Annotated in this window: 22 protein-coding genes and 1 riboswitch; of the genes, 18 read left to right on the top strand and 4 right to left on the bottom strand. The window is 70.7% G+C overall.

Annotation, left to right across the window (positions count from 1 at the left end; genetic code table 11):
• Positions 1–44: 44 nt before the first annotated feature.
• A riboswitch (cobalamin riboswitch) is annotated at positions 45–233 on the bottom strand.
• Between the two features lie 141 nt (positions 234–374).
• From HWX08_RS20480 to HWX08_RS20455, 6 genes are all read left to right on the top strand, one after another.
• Positions 375–674: a hypothetical protein gene (locus HWX08_RS20480; protein WP_157126744.1), complete on the top strand. Its 300-nt coding sequence runs from the start codon at positions 375–377 to the stop codon at positions 672–674.
• A 123-nt stretch (positions 675–797) separates the two neighbouring features.
• The gene (cbiE, locus tag HWX08_RS20475) at positions 798–2060 is read left to right on the top strand and encodes a precorrin-6y C5,15-methyltransferase (decarboxylating) subunit CbiE (protein ID WP_174922673.1); all 1263 of its coding nucleotides are present in this window, start codon (positions 798–800) and stop codon (positions 2058–2060) included.
• The gene (locus HWX08_RS20470) at positions 2060–3148 is read left to right on the top strand and encodes a cobalt-precorrin-5B (C(1))-methyltransferase (protein ID WP_174922674.1); all 1089 of its coding nucleotides are present in this window, start codon (positions 2060–2062) and stop codon (positions 3146–3148) included. Before cbiE ends, HWX08_RS20470 begins: the two co-directional genes overlap by 1 nt.
• Positions 3145–3876 carry a cobalt-precorrin-6A reductase gene (locus HWX08_RS20465; protein ID WP_174922644.1) on the top strand — a complete coding sequence of 244 codons (732 nt, stop codon included), beginning with the start codon at positions 3145–3147 and terminating at the stop codon, positions 3874–3876. The genes HWX08_RS20470 and HWX08_RS20465 overlap by 4 nt, the downstream gene beginning before the upstream one ends.
• Positions 3877–3919: 43 nt before the next feature.
• A complete protein-coding gene (gene cobM / locus HWX08_RS20460) occupies positions 3920–4648 on the top strand; it encodes a precorrin-4 C(11)-methyltransferase (protein ID WP_069256672.1) in 729 nt (242 codons plus the stop codon).
• 117 nt (positions 4649–4765) lie between these two features.
• Complete coding sequence (locus HWX08_RS20455) at positions 4766–5611, top strand: hypothetical protein (protein ID WP_244122745.1); 846 nt, start codon at positions 4766–4768, stop codon at positions 5609–5611.
• A 22-nt stretch (positions 5612–5633) separates the two neighbouring features.
• Here HWX08_RS20455 and HWX08_RS20450 read toward each other — a convergent pair whose 3' ends face one another.
• Positions 5634–6812, bottom strand: coding sequence for an MFS transporter (locus tag HWX08_RS20450; protein ID WP_174922646.1), 1179 nt, complete (start codon positions 6810–6812; stop codon positions 5634–5636).
• 128 nt (positions 6813–6940) lie between these two features.
• Here HWX08_RS20450 and HWX08_RS20445 point away from each other — a divergent pair, with 128 nt between their 5' ends.
• Positions 6941–7483 carry a MarR family winged helix-turn-helix transcriptional regulator gene (locus HWX08_RS20445; RefSeq protein WP_069256675.1) on the top strand — a complete coding sequence of 181 codons (543 nt, stop codon included), beginning with the start codon at positions 6941–6943 and terminating at the stop codon, positions 7481–7483.
• Between the two features lie 234 nt (positions 7484–7717).
• Here HWX08_RS20445 and HWX08_RS20440 read toward each other — a convergent pair whose 3' ends face one another.
• The 3 genes from HWX08_RS20440 to HWX08_RS20430 form a co-directional block, all read right to left on the bottom strand.
• On the bottom strand, positions 7718–8422 hold the full coding sequence (locus tag HWX08_RS20440) for a glutathione binding-like protein (RefSeq protein ID WP_069256676.1): 705 nt from the start codon (positions 8420–8422) through the stop codon (positions 7718–7720).
• Positions 8423–8592: 170 nt separating this feature from the next.
• Positions 8593–9717: a porin gene (locus HWX08_RS20435; protein ID WP_174922647.1), complete on the bottom strand. Its 1125-nt coding sequence runs from the start codon at positions 9715–9717 to the stop codon at positions 8593–8595.
• A 265-nt stretch (positions 9718–9982) separates the two neighbouring features.
• Complete coding sequence (locus tag HWX08_RS20430) at positions 9983–12685, bottom strand: winged helix-turn-helix domain-containing protein (RefSeq protein ID WP_174922648.1); 2703 nt, start codon at positions 12683–12685, stop codon at positions 9983–9985.
• 240 nt (positions 12686–12925) lie between these two features.
• On the opposite strand from HWX08_RS20430, the gene HWX08_RS20425 reads away from it, so the two are divergent.
• From HWX08_RS20425 to HWX08_RS20375, 11 genes are all read left to right on the top strand, one after another.
• Positions 12926–13879, top strand: a complete 954-nt coding sequence (locus HWX08_RS20425) for a universal stress protein (RefSeq protein ID WP_174922649.1) — start codon at positions 12926–12928, stop codon at positions 13877–13879.
• An 18-nt stretch (positions 13880–13897) separates the two neighbouring features.
• A complete protein-coding gene (locus HWX08_RS20420; protein ID WP_174922650.1) occupies positions 13898–14878 on the top strand; it encodes a quinone oxidoreductase family protein in 981 nt (326 codons plus the stop codon).
• A 10-nt stretch (positions 14879–14888) separates the two neighbouring features.
• The gene (locus HWX08_RS20415; protein WP_069256681.1) at positions 14889–15737 is read left to right on the top strand and encodes a TauD/TfdA dioxygenase family protein; all 849 of its coding nucleotides are present in this window, start codon (positions 14889–14891) and stop codon (positions 15735–15737) included.
• A 117-nt stretch (positions 15738–15854) separates the two neighbouring features.
• Positions 15855–16910 (top strand): beta-keto acid cleavage family enzyme, encoded by a 1056-nt coding sequence (locus HWX08_RS20410; protein ID WP_069256682.1) that lies wholly within the window; start codon positions 15855–15857, stop codon positions 16908–16910.
• Positions 16911–17071: 161 nt separating this feature from the next.
• Complete coding sequence (locus tag HWX08_RS20405) at positions 17072–18400, top strand: MFS transporter (protein WP_174922651.1); 1329 nt, start codon at positions 17072–17074, stop codon at positions 18398–18400.
• Between the two features lie 16 nt (positions 18401–18416).
• Entirely contained in the window at positions 18417–18992 is a 576-nt protein-coding gene (locus tag HWX08_RS20400; protein WP_069256684.1) for an RBBP9/YdeN family alpha/beta hydrolase, read from the top strand.
• Between the two features lie 312 nt (positions 18993–19304).
• A complete protein-coding gene (locus tag HWX08_RS20395; RefSeq protein ID WP_069256685.1) occupies positions 19305–20471 on the top strand; it encodes an extracellular solute-binding protein in 1167 nt (388 codons plus the stop codon).
• A gap of 49 nt (positions 20472–20520) precedes the next feature.
• Positions 20521–21600, top strand: coding sequence for an ABC transporter ATP-binding protein (locus HWX08_RS20390; protein WP_174922652.1), 1080 nt, complete (start codon positions 20521–20523; stop codon positions 21598–21600).
• Between the two features lie 37 nt (positions 21601–21637).
• Positions 21638–22507 (top strand): ABC transporter permease, encoded by an 870-nt coding sequence (locus HWX08_RS20385; RefSeq protein WP_069256687.1) that lies wholly within the window; start codon positions 21638–21640, stop codon positions 22505–22507.
• Positions 22507–23430 (top strand): ABC transporter permease, encoded by a 924-nt coding sequence (locus tag HWX08_RS20380; protein ID WP_069256688.1) that lies wholly within the window; start codon positions 22507–22509, stop codon positions 23428–23430. The genes HWX08_RS20385 and HWX08_RS20380 overlap by 1 nt, the downstream gene beginning before the upstream one ends.
• Positions 23431–23542: 112 nt before the next feature.
• Positions 23543–23980, top strand: coding sequence for a hypothetical protein (locus HWX08_RS20375; RefSeq protein WP_069256689.1), 438 nt, complete (start codon positions 23543–23545; stop codon positions 23978–23980).
• Positions 23981–24055 lie beyond the last annotated feature (75 nt).

The raw sequence follows: 24055 nt of genomic DNA, 5'->3' as shown, positions 1-24055 counted from the left end.
CGCGGCCAACGCATCGGTACACCCCGCCCGACGCCGACTGGCACGCACGCACTTTCTGGCCGGCAGGTCTCCTGGCTGACAGGTCGGCGCCGGCTCCCGGCCTTCCCGGTCGAACCAGTGGCGTGAGGGGGATCGGCTCGCTGTCTACAGTTGCGGGGGCAGCCACAGCGGCGCGCGGCGCGCCCTGTGTTCCCTCTTCGGCCCCGAAGGGCACCGGCGAACGAACGGCCGTAGGATACCCGATTTCGGCACCGCTCCGACATCAGCGGTTGCGCTGCAACCGTGTCGCAGCATGGCTGTGGCGCGCTTCGCGCGGTCGCGCGAATGGTACGATTGTCGGCTCGACGTACGCTCGGCGCGAGCCGATATCCGCGATGATGAAACTCGGCAGGACGGAGCTGTTTGGCATGGGGATCGCTTTGGCCATGTCGGGCATCGCTGCATCGGAGGTGCTCGAAAGCCTGCTGATTCCGTTTGCGCCGTCCGCAGCGTGGCCCACGCATGTCGCGCTTGCCAGCCTCGGCGTGCCGATCGTGGCGGGCGGAACCTGGCTGTTCAGGCGAGGCGGCGGACAACCGCTGGCATGGCTGCTGCTCGGCTGGCTGCTGGTCGCATCGGTCGTCGGCGTGTATTCGATCTTGCTGACTCATATCGTGGGCATACCGCTCGGCTGACCTCGCTGCCACGCTCTGCGTCCGGACGGGCCGCGCCGACGGCAATCGACGGATCAACGCGCGGCGGCACGATCGCCGCGCATCGCAACAAACTGGATGAAATCGAACGATGGGGAAGGGTGCATGACGGCGTGGCTGACGATAGTGGGCATCGGCGACGACGGTTACGCGGGGCTCGGCCGCAGCGCGCGCCGCGCGCTGCTCGACGCGACGCTCGTCGTCGGCGCGAAGCGGCATCTCGACATGCTGCCCGCGCGGCTGCCGGCCGCACGCGAAACGTGGCCGTCGCCGTTCGACCTCGCCGGCGTGCTCGCGCGGCGCGCGGCGCCCGTGTGCGTGCTCGCGAGTGGCGACCCGATGCTGTTCGGCGTCGGCGCCACGCTCGCGCGCACACTGGCCCCCGACGAATGGCGCGTGCTGCCCGCGCCGTCGTCGCTGTCGCTCGCGGCCGCGCGTCTCGGCTGGGCGCTGCAGGACGTCGGCGCGGTCTCGCTCGTCGGCCGCCCGCTGGCGACGCTCGCGCGTCACCTGCTGCCCGGCCGACGCCTGTTCGTGCTGAGCGCCGACGGCCGCACGCCGGCCGCCGTCGCGGCCGAACTCGTCGCACGCGGCTTCGGGCCGACGCGCATCAGCGTGTTCGAACACCTGGGCGGCCCGCTCGAGCGGCGTCTCGACGGTCTCGCGCAGGACTGGCGCATCGACGAGACGGCGGCGCTCAATCTCGTCGCGCTCGACTGCCGGGCCGGCCCCGACGCACCGCGCCGCGCGCTCACGCCCGGCCTGCCCGACGATGCGTACCGTCACGACGGCCAGCTCACCAAACGCGACCTGCGTGCGATGACGCTCGGCCGCCTCGCGCCCGCGCCCGGCGAACTGCTGTGGGACGTCGGCGCCGGCAGCGGCTCGATCGGCATCGAATGGATGCGCGCGCATCCGTCGTGCCAGGCGATCGCGATCGAAGCGCACGCGGAGCGCCAGCGCTTCATCGAGCACAACCGCGACGCGCTCGGCGTGCCGGGCCTGCAACTCGTGACGGGCCGCGCCCCCGATGCGCTCGCGGGGCTCGCCGCGCCCGATGCGGTCTTCATCGGCGGCGGAGCGACCGCACCCGGCGTGCTCGACACCTGCTGGGCGTCGCTGAAACCCGGCGGCCGGCTGGTCGCGAACGCGGTCACGCTGCAAGGCGAGATCGCGCTCGCCGCATGGCGCGATGCGCACGGCGGCACGCTCACGCGCGTGTCGCTCGCGCACGCCGAGCCGCTCGGTCGCTTCGATACGTGGCGGCAACCGTTGCCGGTGACGCTGTACGACGCGCGCAAGCCCGAAGCCGCCGACCCGACCGCCGCCACCGCATCGTCGGCCACGACGAACCCGACGGACGCATGATGCGCGACGAAACCCCCGAACAGCCTGCGCCGCTACGCTTCGGCTACACGACCGGCAGTTGCGCGACCGCGACGTCGCTCGCCGCCGCACGGCTGCTGCTGGCGGGCCGCGCGGACGACGCGGTCGAGATCGTGCTGCCGAAGGGGCAGCACGTGATGATGCGGCTCGAATTCTGCCGCACCACGCCCGACGGCGCGGAAGCCGGCACGCTCAAGGACGCCGGCGACGATCCGGACGTCACGCACGGCGCGCTGATCTTCGCGCGCGTCGCACTCGCGGCGGCGCCCGGCGTGCGGTTTCACGCGGGGCCGGGTGTCGGCACGGTCACGCGCGCGGGGCTGACGCTGCCGGTCGGCGAACCGGCGATCAACCCGGTGCCGCGCCAGATGATGACGACGCACCTGCAGGCGCTGGCGGCCGAGCACGGCTATGCGGGCGGCTTCGACGTGACGATCGGCGTCGAAGGCGGCGAAGCGCTCGCGCTGAAGACGATGAACCCGCGCCTCGGCATCGTCGGTGGGCTGTCGATTCTCGGCACGACCGGCATCGTGCGGCCGTTCTCGTGCTCGGCCTATATCGCGTCGATCCATCAGGGCATCGACGTCGCGCGGGCGAACGGCATCGCGCACATCGCCGCGTGCACGGGCAACGCAAGCGAGGACGCGATGCGCGCGCACTACCGCCTGCCGGACATGGCGCTGATCGAGATGGGCGATTTCGCGGGCGCGGTGCTCAAGCACCTGCGGCGCGCGCCGGTCGGGCGGCTGTCGATGTGCGGCGGCTTCGGCAAGCTCAGCAAGCTCGCGGCCGGCCATCTCGACCTGCACAGCCGCCATTCGAGCATCGACCTGCCGCTGCTCGCGCAATGGGCGGCCGAGGCCGGCGCAAGCGAAGCGCTGCAGGCCGCGATGCGCGCCGCGAACACGAGCCAGGAAGCGTTGGCGCTCGCGCACGCCGACGGCGTGCCGCTCGGCGATCGGGTCTGCGCACACGCGCTGCGCGTCGCGCGCGACATCGTGCCGCCGTCGGTCGCCGTCGAGATGTTCGCGATCGACCGGCAGGGCCGCTTCGTCGGGGAGGCGCGATGAGCGCGCGCATCCTGCTGCTCGGCGGCACCGGCGACGCACTGAAGATCGCGCGCGCGCTCGGGCCCGGTCACGGGTATAGCCTCGCCGGTCTAGGCAAGGTACCCGACGACCTGCGCTGCGACGTGCGCGTCGGCGGCTTCGGCGGTGCCGCCGGGCTGGCCGCGTATCTGCGCCGCGCCGGCATCGGACTCGTGATCGACGCGACGCATCCGTATGCCGCGCGGATCAGCGCGAATGCCGCTGCCGCCGCGCACGAAGCCGGCGTGCCGCTGTGGGCGCTGCGCCGCGCGCCGTGGGTGCCGCAACCCGGCGACGACTGGCGCATGGTCGACGACTGGGCGGGCATCGAGGCCGCGCTCGCGCCGTTCCGGCGGCCGCTGTTCACACTCGGCCGCGAACCGCTCGCGCATCTCGACGCGATCCCGCCGCACCAGTTCTGGCTCGTGCGCTGCCTCGACGCGCATCCCGGCCACGCGCGGGCACAGATCATCGCCGCGCGCGGGCCGTTCACGCTCGACGGCGAGCGCACGCTGTTCGCGCTGACGGGCATCGACGTCGTCGTCAGCAAGAACAGCGGCGGCGCGGCCACCGAAGCGAAGCTCGACGTCGCGCGCGAACGCCGGCTGCCGGTCGTGATGCTGCGCCGCCCGCCGCTGCCCGACGCCGACCGCACGTTCGATTCGGTCGCGGCGCTCGTCGACGCGCTCGACCCGGCCGCGCGCGCATGACGCCGCGCGGCCGGTCACCCCATGAATTGACGGAGATTTTTCGATGACGGTGTATTTCATCGGCGCGGGCCCCGGCGACCCGGAGCTGATCACGGTGAAAGGCCAGCGCCTCGTGCGTACGTGCCCGGTGATCCTGTATGCGGGCTCGCTCGTGCCGGCGGCCGTGCTCGACGGCCATCGCGCGGAGCAGGTCGTCAATACGGCCGAACTCGACCTCGACGCGATCGTCGCGCTGCTCGCCGGCGCGCACGCGAAAGGGCAGGACGTCGCGCGCGTGCATTCGGGCGATCCGTCGCTGTACGGCGCGATCGGCGAGCAGATCCGCCGTCTCAAGACACTCGGGATTCCATACGAAATCGTGCCCGGCGTGACGGCCACGGCCGCATGCGCGGCGACGCTCGGGGTCGAGCTGACGCTGCCCGGCGTCGCGCAGACGGTGATCCTCACGCGCTTCGCGGGCAAGACGACGATGCCGGAAGGCGAGGCGCTCGGCGCGCTCGCCGCGCATCGCGCGACGCTCGCGATCCATCTCGGGGTGCGCCATCTCGCCCGCATCGTCGACGAAGTGCTGCCGCACTACGGCGCCGATTGCCCGGCCGCGGTGATCTATCGCGCGAGCTGGCCCGACGAGGAACGCGTGACCGGCACACTCGCCGATATCGTCGGCAAGGTGCAGGGCACGCAGATCGAGCGCACCGCGCTGATCCTGATCGGGCGCGTGCTCGACGCCGAAGGATTCGCGGATTCGACGCTGTACGCGAGCGCCGGCTGATTGCGCACGGCGCCGCCGGTACTTTCAGGCAGACTGGGCCACGTCGCGCGATCACCGCGCGGCGCGCAAGCCCCCTTGCAAGGACACTTTTGAATGGGTACCCGTATTCGAGCACGCATGTCCGCCCTGGCGGGATGGACGGTCGCACTGCTGGCGGCATCCGCGGCCTGCGCCGCCGGCGAAGCGAATGAAGCCCGCGCGGTGCCCTTTGTCGAGGTCGCGAAATCCGCCGCGCCCGATCGCGACTGGCAGCACCGGCTTTGCGCGTTGGCGTCGGCATCGTGCGGCGCTACCGGCCAGTCCGGCGACGCGGACGACGCGCCTTTGCTGTACCGGGCCAGGAACGATACGTCGGGCATCTACTACGCGACCCTGCCGGGCCCGCGGCTGCTGAAAGCGCGTTTCGCGTCCGCCGCCGGCTGGAAGATCGTGCAGCAGTGGGACTTCTCCGACTACCGGCCCGTCGACCGGGTCGACGGTGACGGCCAGCCGCCGCCGCTTCGAATCTACCCCGCGCTGTATCCGCTGGGCGGCGAACGCTTCGCGGTCGCGGTGCTGGCCGGTTGGTCCGAAAGTTACTCCGGCGGTGGCGGAAGCTGGGAAAACGCCGACTTCGTCGAACTGCTGCCGAACGGCGGGCATGCCGGCACGCCGCGCGTATCGACGCTCCCGTTCAGCTGCAGCAAGCAGATTCGCGCCTGCTTCACCGAGCACGACTATCAGCACTCGCCGCATTGCAGCGAAGACTTCGACGGCTCGCTGCGGCTGCGCTTCGTGCCCGGCGCGAGCGAGGGCAATCTCGACTGGATCGCCACCTGGAAGGAGAGCCATTGGCCGGGCCAGGAACCGCAAAGCAAGACCGGGCATACGTCGGTTACCGTCACGCTGCCGGCCGGACGAGGCCCGGCCGCCGCGGGCAACGCGCTGCGCGACAAGATCCCGTTTTGCGAGCCGGTCAACTGAGCGGCCCGGGCGGCCGCCGACGCTACGCACGCGCGGCATGCAGCGCCCGCTTCGGCGCAAACCCGGCCGCCAGCGCGAACAGCGCGACACACAGGCAGGCCATCGCCCCCCACGCGGGCGTCAGGTCCGCCAGATGCTGGCGCACGATGCCTGCCGCGAACGGAAACAGCCCGGCGATCAGGTAGCCGATGCCCTGCACGAAGCCCGTCAGCGCCGCGGCATCCGCGGGCGTCGTCGCATGGTCGACCGTGACGATCAGCGACAGCGGAAACAGCGCGCCGATCCCGGCGCCCATCAGCAGCGCGGCCGGCAACGCGAGCGCTTCCGGAGCGGCCAGCATCGCCAGCAAGCCGACGAACAGCGCCGCGATCGCCACATGCAGCGCGGGCCGGCGATCGGGCAGGCGGTCGATCGTCGCCGAGATCGCGAGCCCTGCGACGACTTCCGCGAGCGTCACGCCGCCGAGCAGGCTGCCGGCCGCGGTCGGCGACCAGCCGAGCCGCATGTAGTACGGCGGCAGCCACGCGAGCACGAGCGTGTACGCGCCCGTCGCGATGCCGAAGAACAGCGCGAGCCGCCACGCGCGCGGCGAGCGCGACGGCTGCGCATTCGAAGCCGACGCCGGCCCGGCGGCGAACGCGGGGCCGCCGCGGCTCGCCAGCGGCCACGCGAGTGCGGCCACCGCGGCCGGCAGCGCCCAGCCCGCGAGCGCGACGAGCCAGCCCCAGCGCGCCGCGGCGAATGGTGCAACGACGCTCGCGAGCACGGCGCCGCCCATGATCGACGTCGAATAGACGCCCATCGCACCGCCGATCCGCGTCGCGAAATGCGCCTTCACGAAACCGGGCAGCAGCGCCTGCACCATCGCGATCCCGACGCCCGCACAGCACGCGCTGGCGAGCAGCAGCCACGCGTGCTGTGCGCCGACGCGCGACACGCAGGCGAGCCCGATCAGCGCGACGCCGAGCCAGACGCCGCCCGCGATGCCGGTCACGCGCTGCAGCCGCCGCGCACTCAGCGCGCCGAGCCCCATCAGCAGGATCGGGATCGTCGTCAGCAGGCTGGCCGCGCCGTCGCCGATGCCGGTCGCGCGCTGGATCATGTCGAGCAGCGGCCCGACCGCCGCGAGCGCCGGCCGCAGGTTCAGCCCGACGAGCACGACGGCGGCGAGCCGCCATCCGGGGGAAGTGAAGCGATTCATCGCAAGGCCTCTAAATCGGTGCGCGGCTCCCGTGAGACGCCGCGCGTTTTTCAGGTAAAGTATCTCGACATCAAGATAAACGCCGATTTATCTCGACGTCAAGATAACTGGTGAGCCGAGGAGGGTTAATGGATCGAGCCGCGTATGCGCTCGCGCAATGGCGCGCCGAGCGTCCGGATCTCGACGCGTCGTCGATGGTGGTGATGGGGCGGCTGCAGGAAGCCGCGCTCGTGATCGCGCGCGACCGTCTCAATCCGCTGTTCGCGCGTTACGGGATGCAGCCGGGCGAATTCGACGTGCTCGCGACGCTGCGCCGCGGCGGCGCGCCTTTCGCGCTGACGCCGACGGCGCTGTACGACGCGCTGATGATGTCGTCGGGCGGGATGACCGCGCGCATCGACCGGCTGCAGAAAGCGGGCTGGGTGGAGCGCCGGCCGAACCCGGCCGACGGGCGCGGCACGCTCGTCGCGCTGACGGAGGCCGGCTGCGCGCTGATCGACGAGGCGGTCGTCGCGCACATCGACAATCAGCGCGCGGTGCTGGCCGTGCTGTCGGATGCGGAGCAGGCGACGTTGTCGCAGTTGCTGGAGAAACTGCTGGCGGGGCTGGGAGACGGTGCGCCGAAAGAGGCGGAAAGGAGCGCAGGGAAGGTCACGCCGTCGAAGGCATGACGCGAACGCACGCGGCGGGCGTCAGTTGCGGATAACGACGAGAAAGCTGGGCGACCGGTTTTCGCCGATGGCGCGCGGCTCGTCGAACGACCGCATCCGGCCGGCGTCGAACGCCGACCGCTTTCCGCGGCGCGCCCCGGAAGTTCGCGATGAACCGGGCAAGCCCGCCGCGCGATGCGGCGGGCGGGGCAAAGCGCAGGTCGCGGGCCGCACCGCGTGCGCCCGCGTAGCGCGTCAGCCTCGTGCCGGGATGTTGAGCCCGCGCGCGACGGCCGGGCGCGCAACGAACGCGTCGAGCACCCGCTTGACGTTGCGGAATTCGCTGAAGCCGACCAGGTCGCCCGCTTCGTAGAAGCCGACGAGGTTGCGCACCCACGGGAAGATCGCGATGTCGGCGATCGTGTAGGTATCGCCCATCACCCACTGGCGGTTCGCGAGATGCGCATCGAGCACGCCGAGCAGGCGCTTCGATTCGTCGACGTAGCGGTCGCGCGGGCGCTTGTCCTCGAAGTCGCGGCCGGCGAACTTGTGGAAGAAGCCGAGCTGGCCGAACATCGGCCCGATGCCGCCCATCTGGAACATCACCCACTGGATCGTCTCGTAGCGGCCGGCGGGATCCTGCGGGATCAACTGGCCCGTCTTGTCCGCGAGATAGATCAGGATCGCGCCGGATTCGAACAGCGGCAGCGGCTTGCCGTCCGGGCCGTTCGGATCGAGGATCGCCGGGATCTTGTTGTTCGGGTTCAGCGACAGGAACGCCGGCGAGAACTGGTCGTTCGTGTCGAAGCGCACGAGGTGCGGTTCGTACGGCAGGCCGGTTTCCTCGAGCATGATCGACACCTTGACGCCGTTCGGCGTCGGCAGCGAGTAGAGCTGGAGGCGGTCGGGATGCTGGGCCGGCCACTTTTGCGTGATCGGGAAGGCGGACAGGTCGGACATGGGGGTTCGCTCGTCGAAGTGGATGATCCGCGCTCCGTCGGGGCTGCCGCGCGCCATGGTCGGGGGCACGGCAGCGGGGCGGAGCGCGCCGAAAACGCCCACTGTAGCCGATCCCGGCGATCGGTGCCGGAGACGGCCGCGTGCGCGCCCCGCCACGCTGCCGCCAGCCGTCAGAAGTTGTGCCGCAGCCCGATCATCGCGGCCGTCGTGCCGACGCCCGGCGCGACCGGCTGCCCGTACACGAGCATCTGGTCCATCGTGCCGCGGTTGTTCACGTGGCCGACCTGCGCGTAGACCATCGTGCGCTTCGACAGGCTGTAGTCGGCCGCGAGCACGACCGCCGCCGACCGGTTTTCGGACCGGTTGCGATCCTTCAGGTAGTACACCGCGGACGTCAGCTGCAGCGCGGGCGTGAAGCGATAGCCGATGCCGGCCGACAGCATGTCGAGGTTCACCCTGTCCGCGTGCGACGGATTCCTGCCGTTGCCGTACGACGCCGATACCGAAAAATCGCGGATCGTGTATTTCGCGCCGACGTAGACGAAGCGGTTGTTGTCGACGCCGGTCGGCGCGACGCCCGGCGCCGGGTTCGTGTCGTGCCCGTTGTAGTAGACGGCCGATGCGTTGAGCCCGCCGTTCGCATACCTGAGCACGACCGATTCGCGCGTGCCGCCCTGGATCTGCCCGGCCACGCCGCCCGGCGCATATTCGAGCGCGATCGACGCACCCGCGAAAACCGGCGACTGATAGACGAGCGCATTGCTGTCGTACAGCGCGCCGATCGCGCCGTTGGTGCTCGTGCCCGGCCAGCCGGCCGCCGTATTCAGGCCGAGCCACGCGGTCAGCACGCTGCCGAAGAACTGCGCGTTGCGCACGTCGGTGTCGGCCATCGCATAGATCATCGGCACGATCTGGCGGCCGGCCGTGAAGGAGCCGAACGGGCCCGACATGCCGACCGACGCGACCTGGTTGAAGATCGCGACAGCGCCCGGCGTATCGCTCAGCTGCAGCTTGCCCGTGCCGCTGTCGAACGAACCCTGCAGCTTGAAGTTGATCTTGTAGCCGCCGCCGATGTCCTCGCTGCCCTTGATGCCCCAGAAGCTCGAGTAGATGCCGCCGTCCTTCATGCGGAATACCTTGCCGGTATTCGGCGCGCTCGGGCTGAACGACGCTGCCGACGTGCTCTGGTACAGCAGGCCCGAGTCGATCACGCCGTAGAGCGTGACGGAGGATTGCGCGTGCGCGAACGCCGAACAGCCGGCAAGCGCCGCGAGCGCGGCCAGTTTCGTCTTCATGGAGTCTCCAGGGGTCGTATTGAACCGGACGGGATCGAGCCCGGCCGGGTAAAGCGGGGAAGCATCGAGGCTGACGCAGGGGCGAGACCTGCATCGCCCGTGCGAGCCGTGCGGAAAGACTACGCAACGGCGAACGGCCGCTCCCCCCCACGCGCGGGGGGCAGGGTTGCGGAGAATCGGCGGGAGGCCGGAGGGGAAATCGGCAGACCGGCGAGGGAGGCGGGCGCGGCAGCACGCCCGACCGGACGAAGCCGCGGAACGGGCGCTACGGCGCGCTTTCGAGCAGGCCGAGCACCAGCGCGCGGCGCACCGCATGCTTGCGCGAGCTGGCGTCGAGCTTGCCGAACAGGTTCTTCAGGTGCCACTTCACGGTTTCCTCGCCGACGGCGAGCGCCACCGCGATCTCCTTGTTCGACAGGTTGCGCGCGAGCAGTTCGAGAATCGCGCGCTCCTTCGGCGTCAGCACGACGCTCGGCACCGCGCGCGGGCTGGCCGCGGCGCGCGGCGCGGGCGGCACGATGCGCGGCTGCGGCAGCACGTGCCGCGCGGGGCCGGCGTTCGCCGCGGCTTCGTCGCCGGCGCGGCGCGCCCAGTCGGCGACGGCCGGATGCGCGTCGACGAGCGTGCGCGTGAGCCCGTACAGGTCCGCGAGGTTCATCGCCTCGTCGAGCAGCGCGCGACCGCCGCCCCCCGACTGTTCGCGCGCAAACGCGCTGAGCGCCATGATCTCGATGCGCGCCTGCCCCAGGCTCATTTCGCGGGCCAGCACGGCGGCTTCGTCGAGCGCGGCGCCGGCGTCGTCCCAGCGGCGCGCGGCGAGCGCCGCGCCCGCGTGCGCGCTCGCCTGCAGCAGCACGACCGGGCGCCGCCACAGCGGCCCGTGCGACGGAAACTCGGCCGCGGCGATCGCATCGATCCGCTCGACGAGCGCATGGCAGGTCGCCTCGCGATAGCGCGCCGCATGAATGCGCACTTGCTCGGCGAGACTCGCGACCGACAGGCGCGGCAGACGGCGCGCGACGCCCATCGCATCGAGCGCTTCGAGCAGGTCGATCGCGCGATGCTCGACGCCGCGCAGCAGCGCGATGCGCGCGGCCGTGCGGTAGCCGAGCAGCACCGTATCGGGCGTGCCCGCATGCTCGAGCACGTCGAGCCGGTTCGCGAGCAGCGCGGCGGCCTGGTCGACGCGGTCGGCCTCGTACGCGAGCGCCGCGCACATCGCCGCGAGCATGCAGGTCAGCGGATGGCGGCGCCCGAGGTCGGCTTCCGCGCGTGCGAGCGCCGGCGACAGCGTGTCGTCGGCCAGCCGGACCTGGCCTTCGCACAGGTAGCTCAGGCCCGTGATCAACTCTCCCCAGCGCGCGACATAGCCGTACCCGGCCGCCGTCTCGCCGCGCGGCGCCGCGTGCTGGAAGCGGCGTGCCCGCGCCGGTTCGCCGACGATGATCGCGCGCGCCGACAGCCGGTTCGCGTGCATTTGCGCGAGCCACGTCGCCGCCGGCGGCGTGAAGTCGGCCCACGGCTCGAACAGCTCGACGAAGCGGTCGATTTCGTCGGCGTAGTACGCGGCCGCGCTGAGAATCAGCGCGCATTCGTAGCGCATCGCCGCAGGCGTGCCGCTATCCGCGAGGATGCCCGCGATCTGGCGCCGCGCCTCGACGTGGCGCTCGCCGAGCGCCAGCGCCCATGCGACCGCAACGCGCAGCGTCGGACGCTTGTCGAGTTCCGCATCGGGCAGCAGCGCGAGCCAGTCGAGCACGTCGTTGATGCGGCCCTGCTTGATCGCATCCTCGAGACACCGCTGCGCGAGCGCGTACGCCACGTCGAACTGGCCGGCCGCGTACGCGTGGCGCGCGGCTTCCTCTGTCATCCCGTGCGCGTCGAGCCATGCGGCCGCACGTGCATGCAGCACGCTGCGCGCGGCGGTGGGGTCAGCGGCCAGACGGTCGCGCAGCGTGTCGCGCACGAGCGGATGCAGCCGGCACCAGTCCGAATCGTCCGACGCAATGAACAGCGGCGTGTCGCGTGCGAGCCGTGCGAGACGAGCGGGCGCGCTGGCGTCGTCGACGAGCGCGGCGCACAGCGACGGATGCAGGCGATCGGCGACGCTCGTGCGGGTCAGGAATGCGGTGTCGTCGGCCGACAGGTTCGTGAGCAGCAGCTCCACGAGCCGGTCGCGTGTGCCGTCCACGCGGGCGGCGAGCGCATCGACCGCCTGGCGCGGATCGGCCGAGCGCGCCATCGCGGCCATCGCGAGCTGCAGGCCGAGCGGCCAGCCGTCGACGCGTTCGAACAGCCGCGCGCACGCATCGGCGTCGACCCGCTGCGCAAAACGCGCGCCGACCAGCGCAATCGTCTCGTCGAGCGTGAAACGCAGCCAGTCGGGGCCCGCGAGCGTGCATTGCCCGCCGGCGAGCAGGTCGCCGGCCACGTGATCGAGCCCGCGTCGCGCGGCAACGACGACATGCAGGTTTTGCGGCGCGTTGTGCAGCACATACGTCAGCGCATCGAGGCCGGCTGGCGGCAGCCGCTCCGCATCGTCGACGATCAGCAGCGCATCGATCGACAGTTGCGCGACCTCGGCCAGCCACGCGGTCACGCCTTCCAGCGCGCGCGCCGCGTCGGCCGCGCCGACCGGGATCAGGCGCCCGAAGCCGGGCCGCGCGCAGCCGGTCCGCACCGCTTGCACAAGCCCCTGCAGCAACCGCGCCGCATCGTCGCGTTCGTCGGCCGACAGCCACACGACCGCCCGGCCGAGCGCGAGCGTCTCGCGCCGCCACTGCGCGAGCAGCGACGTCTTGCCGTAACCGGCAGGCGCCTGCACGAGCGTGACCGGCCGTCCGTCGAACGCGGGCGCGGCGAGGCTCAGCCGCGCGCGGGCCAGCAACTGCGCCGGCACGCGCGGTGCGGTCGTCTTCAGGACCAGTTCGGTGGGCGGCGCGTCGGCGCGATCGGGTGGGTGGGCCATCGGGGCAGCAGTCGGAATCCGGCGGTGCCATGCGAGCCGGCTTCGGGGTGGGTGTGGGGGGAAGGATCGGTCGAACCGCGTTCGCGCGTCAATCCCCCCCGCGACGAGTGGGGCCGCGCCGGCACCGCGTCGATAGCATGGGTTCCGATCCATGACGAACGCAACGAGGAGGGGCCATGAACATCGTATCCACCGGCACGCGGCGCGGCACGCCGCTCGCCGGCTAAGCGGAGCGTCACGATGTACCGCCATCTGCTCGTGACGGTCGACGGTTCGCCCGGCGGCATCGACGCGATCGGTCATGCGCTCGAACTGGCGCGTGCGGTCGGCGCCCGGGTCACGTTCATGCTGTGCGGCGCCGCGCCGGACTCGCGTTTATCCGGAGCGCGGCGGCCCGAGCACGGTGCGAAAGTGGAAGCCGCCGCACGGGCGCAGGGGCTGTCCCATGTGATCGCGGGGGCCGGCCATCCGGGGGCCGGCGACGCCGCGCCCGGCGCGCTGGCCGCCGAACTCGGCTGCGACCTGATCGGCGTCGCGGCATTGCCGCCCGACGCCGATGCGGCGGCCCGCGCGCAACGGCAAGACCTGCTCGCGACGAGCGGCGTGCCGGTGCTCGTGTGCACGTGTCGGCGATCGCCCGCCGAGGCGCGCGTGATGGCGCGTTGTCTCGATGCACATCGCGCGGTCGGCGCGTTGCTGCATGTGCTGACGGCGTGCGGCGCGCAGCGAACGACGGACGCCGGCCCGGCCGCGCGGCAGCGGCAGGCGGCCGACGCGCAGCATGCGCTGGCATCGCTCGCCGCACTGCAGCGCGCCCGCGTCGCTACGGCCGCCGAAGCACGCCTGTTCGCGGCATTGCGCGTGCGCGCCGAATGCGTCGCGGCCGAACTGGACGAGCTCGACCGCCAGCGGCAGCGCGACGCGCAAGCACTCGATGCGCTCGCCCGCATCGCCGCGGATGGGCTGCCGTCGGCCGCGTTCGACGCGGCGCTCGCCCGCTATGCGCACGGCGCGTTCGAGCAGATGGGACGGATGGAAGGCGTGATTTTCCCGGCCGCGCGGCGCTACCTCGCCGACGCGGACTGGGCCGGACTGGATCAATCGCTGGCGGACGGCCCTCCCGCGCCGCCGCCGCGTGCAATCGAAGCAAACGAACCGACCGAACCCGACGATGCGCGCCGCGCATCCGACTGACACCCTACGGAGAACAAGATGGCCCATGCAGTGCGATTCCACGAAACCGGCGGCCCCGAGGTCCTGCGCTGGGAGGAGGTCGACGTCGGCGACCCGGCCCCGGGCCAGGTGCGCCTGCGGCACGAAGCGGTCGGCCTGAACTTCGCCGACACGTATTTCCGCAGCGGCCTGTATCCGGTGCCGCTGCCGGCCGGTATCGGCGTCGAGGCGGCCGGCGTGGTCGACGCGGTCGGCCCCGGCGTGACGAACGTCGCCGTCGGCGACCGCGTGACCTACACGGGCTTTCTGAACACGCTCGGCGCGTACAGCACCGAACGGCTGATTCCCGCCACGCCGCTCGTGCGGCTGCCGGCCGGCATTTCGTGCGAGACGGCCGCCGCGATGACGATGCGCGGCCTGACGTCGGCCTACCTGCTGCGCCGCATCCACGCGTTCGCGCCGGGCGACACGATCCTGCTGCACGCGGCCGCCGGCGGCGTCGGGCTGATCGTGTCGCAATGGGCGAAGCTGCTCGGGCTCACGGTGATCGGCACCGTATCGAGCGAGCACAAGGCCGCGATCGCCCGCGCCCACGGCTGCGACCATACGATCGACTACGGCCGCGAGGACGTCGCGAAACGCGTGCGCGAACTGACGGACGGCGCGGGCGTCGACGTCGTGTTCGACAGCGTCGGCAAGGATACCTTCGAAGGCTCGCTCGATTCGCTGAAGCGGCGCGGGCTGATGGTGTGCGTCGGCACCGCGTCGGGCCCGATCCCGCCGTTCGATCCGCAGCGTCTCGCGATGAAGGGCTCGCTGTACCTGACGCGCCCGGCGCTGGCCGACTACATCGCCGATCCGGCCGAGAAGAGCGACCTGGCCGGCGAACTGTTCGCGCACGTCGCCGCCGGCCGGATCCGGATCGGGATCAACCAGCGCTATGCGCTGCAGGACGCCGCGCACGCCCACCGCGATCTCGAATCGCGCAAGACGACCGGTTCGTCGGTGTTCATCGTCTGAGGAGACGCCCATGCGAGTCGAACCCCTGACCTGCGCGATCGGCGCGGAACTGCTGGACGTGAGCCTCGCCGATGCCGTGCACGACGACGGCCTGTTCGCCGAGATCCGCGCGCAACTGCTGCGGCATCGCGTGCTGTTCCTGCGCGACCAGGACATCACGCGCGCCGAGCACGTCGCGTTCGCGCGGCGCTTCGGCGAGCTCGAGGATCATCCGGTGGCCGGCAGCGATCCCGAGCACCCGGGGCTCGTGCGGATCTACAAGTCGCCCGACCAGCCGAACGACCGCTACGAGAATGCGTGGCACAGCGATGCGAGCTGGCGCGTGGCGCCGCCGTTCGGCTGCGTGCTGCGTTGCGTCGACGGTCCGCCGGTCGGCGGCGACACGATGTGGGCGAACATGGTGCTCGCATACGAGCGCTTGCCCGCGTACGTGAAGCAGCAGATCGACGACCTGCGCGCGCGTCACAGCATCGAGGCGAGCTTCGGCGCGGCGATGCCCATCGACAAGCGCCTCGCGCTGAAGGCGCAGTACCCGGACGCCGAGCATCCGGTCGTGCGCACGCACCCCGAAACCGGCGAGAAGGTGCTGTACGTGAACGCGTTCACCACGCATTTCACGAACTTCCACACGCCCGCGCGCGTGCGTGTCGGGCAGGACGCGAACCCCGGCGCCGGCCAGTTGCTGCAGTACCTGATCAGCCAGGCGGCCATCCCCGAATACCAGGTGCGCTGGCGCTGGAAGAAGAACAGCGTCGCGCTCTGGGACAACCGCAGCACGCAGCACTACGCGGTGATGGACTACCCGCCGTGCGTGCGCCGGATGGAGCGCGCGGGCATCGTCGGCGACGTGCCGTTCTGAGCGCCGCCGCGCCGTAACCGATCCGCACCCCATGCAACGCGCCGGGCCAGCCGCCCGGCGCGGCGGGATACGCACGCCCGTACGCCCGCAATACAACGCTTTCCACTGGAGGACGACATGCAATTTCTCGACGATTCGCTGCACCCGGAAAACCAGGACAAGGTGGTCATCACGGTCGCGCCGTACGGCCCCGAATGGATGCCCGCCGATTTTCCGGAAGACATTCCGGTGACGATGGACGAGCACGTGCAGAAGGCCGTCGACTGCTACAACGCGGGGGCGACGGTACTGCACCTGCACGTGCGCGAACTCGACGGCCACGGCAGCAAGCGGCTGTCGAAGTTCAACGAACTGCTCGGCCGCCTGCGCGAAGCGGTACCCGACATGATCCTGCAGGTAGGGGGCTCGATTTCGTTCGCGCCGGAAGGCGAGGGCGCGGACGCGAAGTGGCTGTCCGACGACACGCGCCACATGCTCGCCGAGCTGACGCCGAAGCCCGACCAGGTGACGGTGGCGATCAACACCGTCCAGATGAACATCACCGAGCTGATGAACCGCGAGGATATCGCCGGCACGTCGCTGAACGAAGCCGCGCTGTGGAACGCGTACCGCGAGATGACGGTGCCGGCCGGCCCCGGCTGGGTCGACGAACACCTGCGCCGCCTGCAGGCGGCCGGCATCCAGCCGCATTTCCAGCTCACCGGCATGCATGCGCTGGAAACGCTCGAGCGGATCATCCGGCGCGGCGTCTATCGCGGCCCGCTGAACGTCACGTGGGTCGGCATCGGCGGCGGCTTCGACGGCCCGAACCCGTACAACTTCATGGAATTCGTGCGGCGCTGCCCGGACGGCGCGTGCATCACGCTCGAATCGCTGATGAAGAACGTGCTGCCGATCAACACGGTCGCGATGGCGCTGGGCCTGCATCCGCGCTGCGGGATCGAGGACACGATCATCGACCAGAAGGGCAACCGGATGACGTCGGTGCAGCAGGTCGAGCAGTGCGTGCGGATCGCGCGCGAGCTCGGGCGCGACATCGCCACCGGCAAGGAGGCGAAGGCGATCTACCGGATCGGCGTGCAGTACGACGGCATCGACGAGACGCTCGCGCACCTCGGGATGGCGCCGAACCGCCGGCCGGGGCAGCCGAACGTGCCGCTGCGGGCCGCCTGACGCGCCGCGCATCCCCGCAGGCGGCCGTCGCGGCCGCCGCCCGCCGATCGTTGTGGCGCGGCACCCGTCCCGCGCACCGCGCGGGGCCGACTCCGGTCAACGGAGCGGGGCCGCGCATGCCGCGCCGGAGCGCAACCGCTCCGGTGCGGGAGGAGACACGCATGCTGATCCATCATGTCGAGCCGTCGATGCAGGACGTCGCCGCCGCCGGCCGGCGCGCGCCTGCCTATGCGTGGCTCGTGTTCGGGCTGACCGTCGGCCTGCTGCTGTCGGACTACATGTCGCGGCAGGTGCTCAACGCCGTGTTTCCGCTGCTCAAGCACGCGTGGGCGCTGTCGGACACGCAGCTCGGTTCGCTGTCCGGCGTGGTCGCGCTGCTGGTCGGGCTGCTCACGTTTCCGCTGTCGGTGCTCGCCGACCGCTTCGGGCGCGTGCGCAGCATCGTGCTGATGGCCGCGCTGTGGAGCGTCGCGACGCTCGGCTGCGCGCTGTCGGCCAACTACACGGAGATGCTCGTCGCGCGCGGCCTCGTCGGGCTCGGCGAAGCCGCGTACGGCAGCGTCGGCGTCGCGCTGATCCTCAGCATCTTTCCGGCCCGGCTGCGCGCGACGCTGACCGGCGCGTTCATGGCCGGCGGCGCATTCGGTTCCGTGTTCGGGATGGCGCTCGGCGGGCTGGTCGGCGCGCATCTCGGCTGGCGCTGGTCGTTCGGCGTGATGGCCGCGCTCGGCATCGTGCTGCTCGTCGCGTATCGCTGCGTCGTGACCGAGCGGCGGCTCGCCGCGTATCGCATCGAACCGTGCCGGCGCGACGCCGGCGCGCCGCGCGACCTGCGCGGCAGCGTGCGCGCGCTGATGTCGGGCCTGTTCGCATCGCGTTCGGTGATCTGCGCGTATCTCGGCAGCGGGCTGCACCTGTTCGTGCCCGGCGCGCTGTTCGCGTGGCTGCCGAGCTACCTGAACCGCTACTACGCGATGGCGCCCGACCGTGCGGCCGTGCTCGCGGCCGGCTTCGTGCTGCTCGCGGGCGTCGGGATGGTCGGCTGCGGGATCGTCACCGACCGCGTCGGCAAGACCGACGGCAGGCGCAAGTGGCTGACCGCGATCGCGTATTGCGTGCTCACCGGTGTGTGCCTCGCGATCGCGTTCCGGCTGCCGCCCGGGCCGTTGCAGCTCGCGCTGATCTGCGTGGGCATGCTGGTCGGCGCGGGCGCGTCCGGTGCGTCGGGCGCAATGGTCGCGAACCTGACGCCGGCCGCGATTCACGCATCGGCATTCGCCACGCTCACGCTCGCCAACAACCTGCTCGGCATGGCGCCGGGCCCGCTGCTGACGGGGTGGGTCGCCGATCGCGCCGGGCTCGTCGGCGCGCTGCAATGGATTCCGGTCGTGCCGCTCATGGCAGCCGTGCTGTTCGCCGTCGGACGCGCGAGCTATGTGGCCGACCTCGCGCGCGTCGAACGCGAACGGCGCGCGTCCCCACTTTCCTGAACGTTTCGGAGACCGCATGACCCTGACAACCATCCCGACCCTCCTGATCGTGCCCGGCTTGCGGGATCACGTCGACAACCACTGGCAGACGCACCTCGAACGGCGCCTGCCGAACGCGCGCTCGGTCGCGCCGCTCGAGGCGGACAAGCTGAGCCGGGCCGCGCGCGTCGCGGCGCTCGATGCGGCGCTGGCCCGAATCGACGGCCCCGTGATCCTCGTCGCGCACAGCGCCGGCGTGATGATGACCGTGCACTGGGCGCGGCAGGCCACGCGCAAGATTCACGGCGCGCTGCTCGCGGCGCCGGCCGATCTCGAGTCGCCGATGCCGCCCGGTTATCCGGCGCCCGATGCGATCGACGCAAACGGCTGGACGCCGATTCCGACCGGGCGGCTGCCGTTTCCGAGCATCGTCGCCGCGAGCCGCAACGATCCGCTCGCGCGCTTCGAACGCGTCGAGGCGCTGGCGGCCGGGTGGGGGAGCCGGCTCGTCGATCTGGGGGAGGTCGGGCACCTGAACCCCGCGTCCGGGTATGGCGAGTGGCAGGATGCCGAACGGTTGATCCGCGAAGTGGCCGCACTCGGCGCGGCCTGACTGACCGAACAGGACTTCACCGCGCCGGCCCGTTCGGGTACCCCGCGCGCGTCCCGTCACGGTCCGGCCGCGATGCGGCCCCGAACCCGTTCCAGCGTGTCGCTCGTCGAGATATGACGTCTTAACACGCGTCGCGATCAGCGCCGCACGCCTCCGCAGCCATGAACGGTACAGAAATCGTCAACCAACGGAAGGCATTTGTCAGGGAAAGTCCCGCCCCGCGCGCCGTGGTTTTTTGTTGACCGACATCGTATAACGCCGTCATGATTTCCTGAAAAGAAAGGTCCCATCCACCGACCGAAGTGAGGAGACATGAACGCCACCCGAATCGCTCGCCGTGTCCGCCGGATCGCACTCGCCCTGGGTTTCGCGCTGTCGGCGGCGACCGCCGTGGCCGCCCCCGTGTCGCTGAACATCGTCGATGTCGCGGGCAATCTGCAGCTCACGCAGAAGGCCATCGAAGCCTTCAGGGACAAGAACCCGAACCTCGTGTCGAACGTCACGTTCACGAATGCGCCGGCGCCGCAGTTGCCGGGCAAGATCAAGGCGATGCAGGCGGCGGGGCGCGCCGACATCGACCTCGTGCTGACGGGCACCGATGCGCTGGCCGCCGGCATCGAACAGAACCTGTGGATGAAGCTGCTGCCCGAGAACGCGGCCGCGCTCCCCGGCGTGCTCGACAAGTACGCGCCGGGCCCGCGCAAGATGCAGGATCTCGCGCAAGGCTTCGGCCTCGAAGTCACGTATATGCCGGCCGGCCCGCTGCTCGAATACAACCCGGCCAAGGTAAGCAACCCGCCGAAGACGCCCGATCAGCTGCTCGCATGGTGCAAGGCGCACCCGAACAAGCTGATCTATGCGCGCCCCGCGAATTCGGGCCCCGGCCGCACGTTCCTGATGGGGCTGCCGTACGTGCTCGGCGACAAGAATCCGCAAGATCCGATCAACGGCTGGGACAAGACCTGGGCGTTCCTGAAACAGCTCAACGACTGCATCCCGTACTACCCGGGCGGCACGTCGGCCGTGATGAAGGAACTCGGCGAGGGCACGCGCGACATGACCGTGACCGTCACCGGCTGGGACCTCAACCCGCGCGCGCTCGGCATCGTGCCGGCCGAATTCCGGGTCCAGGCGTTCGACGACATGACGTGGGTCAACGACGCGCACTACATGGTGATCCCGAAGGGCGTGCCGAAAGAGAAGCTCGACGTGCTGTTCAAGCTGATGAACTTCCTGCTCGAACCGGCGCAACAGGCGATGACCTACGACGACGGCTACTTCTATCCGGGCCCCGCGGTGAAGGGCGTGACGCTCGAGATGGCGCCCGCGCACAGCCAGGAGGTGATCCGCAAGTTCGGCCGCCCCGAGTACGCGAAGCTGCTGGCCGATCGTCCGCACGTGCAGCCGCTCAACGCGCAGGCGATGGTCGCCGCGTTCCAGAAGTGGGATCGCGAGATCGGTTCGCAGAAGTCGAAGTGACGCATGAACCCGCGGGCGCCGCGGCGCCCGCGCCGACGGAGTTCGCGCAATGACGCACAGTTTCGAACGGCTGCGGCTCGACGGCGTATGCCGCAGCTTCACCAATGCGCAAGGCGCGCAGGTCGCCGCGCTGAACGGGCTCGATCTCGAGATCCGGCGCGGCGAGTTCATCGCGCTGCTCGGCCCGTCGGGCTGCGGCAAGTCGACCGCGCTCAACTGCATCGCGGGGCTGCAGCCGCTCACGCGCGGCGGCATCTGGCTCGACGACACGCGCATCGACGTGCTGCCGCCCGAGCGCCGCGGCTTCGGGATGGTGTTCCAGAACTATGCGCTGTTTCCGCACATGTCGGTGCTCGACAACGTCGGCTTCGGCCTCAAGATGCGCGGCGTGCCGAAGCAGGAAACCCGGCGGCGCGCGCAGCAGGCGCTCGAACTCGTGCAGCTCGTCGGTCACGAAGCCAAGCTGCCCGGGCAACTGTCGGGCGGGCAGCAGCAGCGCGTCGCGATTGCGCGCGCGATCGTCATCGAGCCGCCGCTCGTGCTGATGGACGAGCCGCTGTCGAACCTCGACACGAAGCTGCGCATCGAGATGCGCGCGGAGATTCGCCGCATCCACACGCAGCTCGAACGCGCGACGATCTACGTGACGCACGACCAGGACGAAGCGTTGTCGATGGCCGACCGCATCGTCGTGATGAAGGAGGGCGTCGTGCAGCAGGTCGCGTCGCCGAAGGACGTCTACACGCGCCCGCACAACCTGCACGTCGCGCGCTTCATGGGCTATCGCAACGTGCTGCCGTTCACGCTCGAAGGGACGGCCGGCGAGTACGTGAACGTCGTGGCCGGCGGCATTCGCGTCACCGGCGTGCCGATGGCCGGCTTCGACGCGAAGGACGTCACGGTCGCGCTGCGCCCCGACGACATCGAACGCGCGGACGAAGGCGGCGACAACACGTTCGATGCGACCGTCGAAACGGTCGAGTACGGCGGCCGCGATTCGCTGATCCGCGCGCTTACGCCGTTCGGCCCGATCTGGGCGCGCGCGGCCGGCGAATTCGCGCAAGGCGAGCAGTTGCGGCTGCGCGTGGCGCCGTCACGCACGCTCGTCTACCCCGGAGCGCCGACATGAGCGGCGCGGCTGCCGCGCGGCGACACCGGGAGGCCGCATGAGCACGCTGCCGGCCGGCGCGCCGCGCGACGCGAAAGCGTGGCTCGTCACGCCCGCGCTCGCGTTCATCGCCGCGCTGTTCATCTACCCGTTCGCATACGGCCTCGTGCTGTCGTTCCAGCCGACGAACGGCGGCGGCGCACTCGCGAACTACGTACAGTTCTTCACCGACACCGCGATGTGGCCGACCGTGCTCGTCACGCTGAAGCTCGCGGTGCCGGCGACGCTGCTCAACGTCGGCATCGCGGTGCCCGTCGCGTTCGCACTGCGCCGCCATTCGCCGTACCAGAAGTTCGTCACGACGCTGCTCGTGATTCCGGTCACGCTCGGCACGGTGCTCGTCGCCGACGGGATGCTCACGTATTTCGGGCCGAACGGCTGGTTTCCGCAGGCGCTGCACGGGCTGCACCTGTACACCGACGAAGTGCGCCTCACGCACAACTACTGGGGCGTGCTGCTGTCGCTGATCGTGTCGGGCTTTCCGTTCGCATTCCTGCTGATGCTGTCGTACATCAGCGGCATCGATCCGACGCTCGCGCGGGCGGCGGCGACGCTCGGCGCGAACCCGTGGCAACAGTTCCGGCAGATCTACCTGCCGCTGCTCGTGCCGGGGCTCACGATGGCCGCGTGCCTGTCGTTCGTGCAGGCGTTCTCGGTGTTCCCGTCGGCCGTGCTGCTCGGCGCGCCGGCCGGGCCCACGCGCGTGATCTCGATCGCGGCGGCGGAAGCCGCGTTCGAAAGTTACGACTATTCGCTCGCGTCGGCGATCGCGATCGTGATGGGTTTCGTGCAGCTGCTGGTGGTCGCGTCGATGCTCGGCGCGCGCCGCTTCTTCTATACGGGCGCGGTGACGGGAGGCAAGGGCTGATGGCGACCGACAATCATCCCGCGCGATCGTGGCCGCCCAGCCCCGACGCGCCCGATGCGCGGCCCGTCGACGCGAGGCAACCGCAGAAAATGACAGGCAATCTCGCCGGCCGCGCGTGGAAGGCGTTCGTCTGGGGGCTGATGGCGTTCTTCCTGCTGAACGTGATGCTGCTGATCGCGACCGTCGCGGTGAACTCGATCGCGACACGCTGGTTCGGCACGCCGCTGCCGCAAGGCTTCACGCTGCACTGGTACGCGAAGGCGTGGGCGGACTTCCAGCTCGCGAGCGTGCTGTGGGTGACCGTCGAGGTCGTCGGCTCGGTCGTGCTGCTGTCGATCGCGCTCGGCGTGCCGGCCGCGTATGCGCTCGCGCGCGTGCAGTTTCGCGGCAAGCGCTTCGCGCTGCTGGTGTTCCTGCTGCCGCTGATGGTGCCGCCCGTCACGTACGGGATTCCGATGGCCACCGTGATGTACAAGGTCGGGCTCGCGGGCACGCTGCCCGGCGTGATCCTCGCGAACCTCGTGCCGGCGCTGCCGTTCGTGATTCTCGTGATGACGCCGTTCATCGAGCAGATCGATCCGAATCTCGAAGCCGCCGCGCGCATCTTCGGCGCGAACACGTGGCGCTATTTCCGGTACGTGCTGCTGCCGCTGCTCGTGCCCGGCATGCTCGCGGCGGGGCTGCTCGTGCTGGTGCGCACGATCGGGATGTTCGAGCTGACGTTCTTCACCGCGGGGCCGAGCACGCAGACGCTCGTCGTCGCGCTGTATTACGCGGTGTTCTCGACCGGCGTGCGCGCGCCGCAGTCGATCGACGCGATGGCGATGATCTACATGGCCATCACGCTCGTGTGGGTGGTGATCGCGCTGCAGTTCGTGAGCCCGACGCAGCTCGTCAGCCGCGTGAAGCAGGAGCGCCAGTAGCCGCGCGGAAGGAGCCGCCCGACGGCCGCCGTGCAATTGGTTACAAATGGATACCGCGCACGACACGCGGACGTTGCAGACTACGCGGCGTTCCCCCGATCGACGGAAATCCATGAAGTTTCAAACGCTGCTGACACTCGCCGGTGCATCGACACTGCTGGCCGCCTGCAACCTGCTCCACGACGGCCCCGGATCGAGCGACGTCGACGCCGCCGTGCGGCGCGCGCTCGAAGCGGAAAACCACGGCGGCCTGAACGCGCTGTTCGGCCAGCCGCTGCCCGTGTCGGCCGACGTCGTCTCGGCGAAGCCCGACGGCGACTGCAGGAAGCTAGGAGACCGCACCTACGCGTGCGACGTCGTGGTCACGTGGCGCAATGCCGACTACAAGCCTTCGCGCGCGAACCTGACCTTCGTGAAGGCCGCCGACGGTTCGTGGCAGACGTCCGGCGTCGACGCGGCGATCGTGACGGGCACCGCGAAATCGCTGGTCGACGAGATCGGCAAGGCATGGCCCGGCAACGCGGCGAGCGGGGCGTCGGCGCCGCAGTGACGCGCTGCGCAGACGCGCGTTCAGCTTTCGCGGGCGAACGGTTCAATCCTGCGGGCCGCGATCGTCCCGCTTCTT

It is taken from the genome of Burkholderia metallica, assembly GCF_902832845.1.
GTDB lineage: Bacteria > Pseudomonadota > Gammaproteobacteria > Burkholderiales > Burkholderiaceae > Burkholderia > Burkholderia metallica.
The sequence above is the reverse complement of the archived record's forward strand: the minus strand, read 5'-3'. Positions and strand labels throughout refer to the sequence as shown.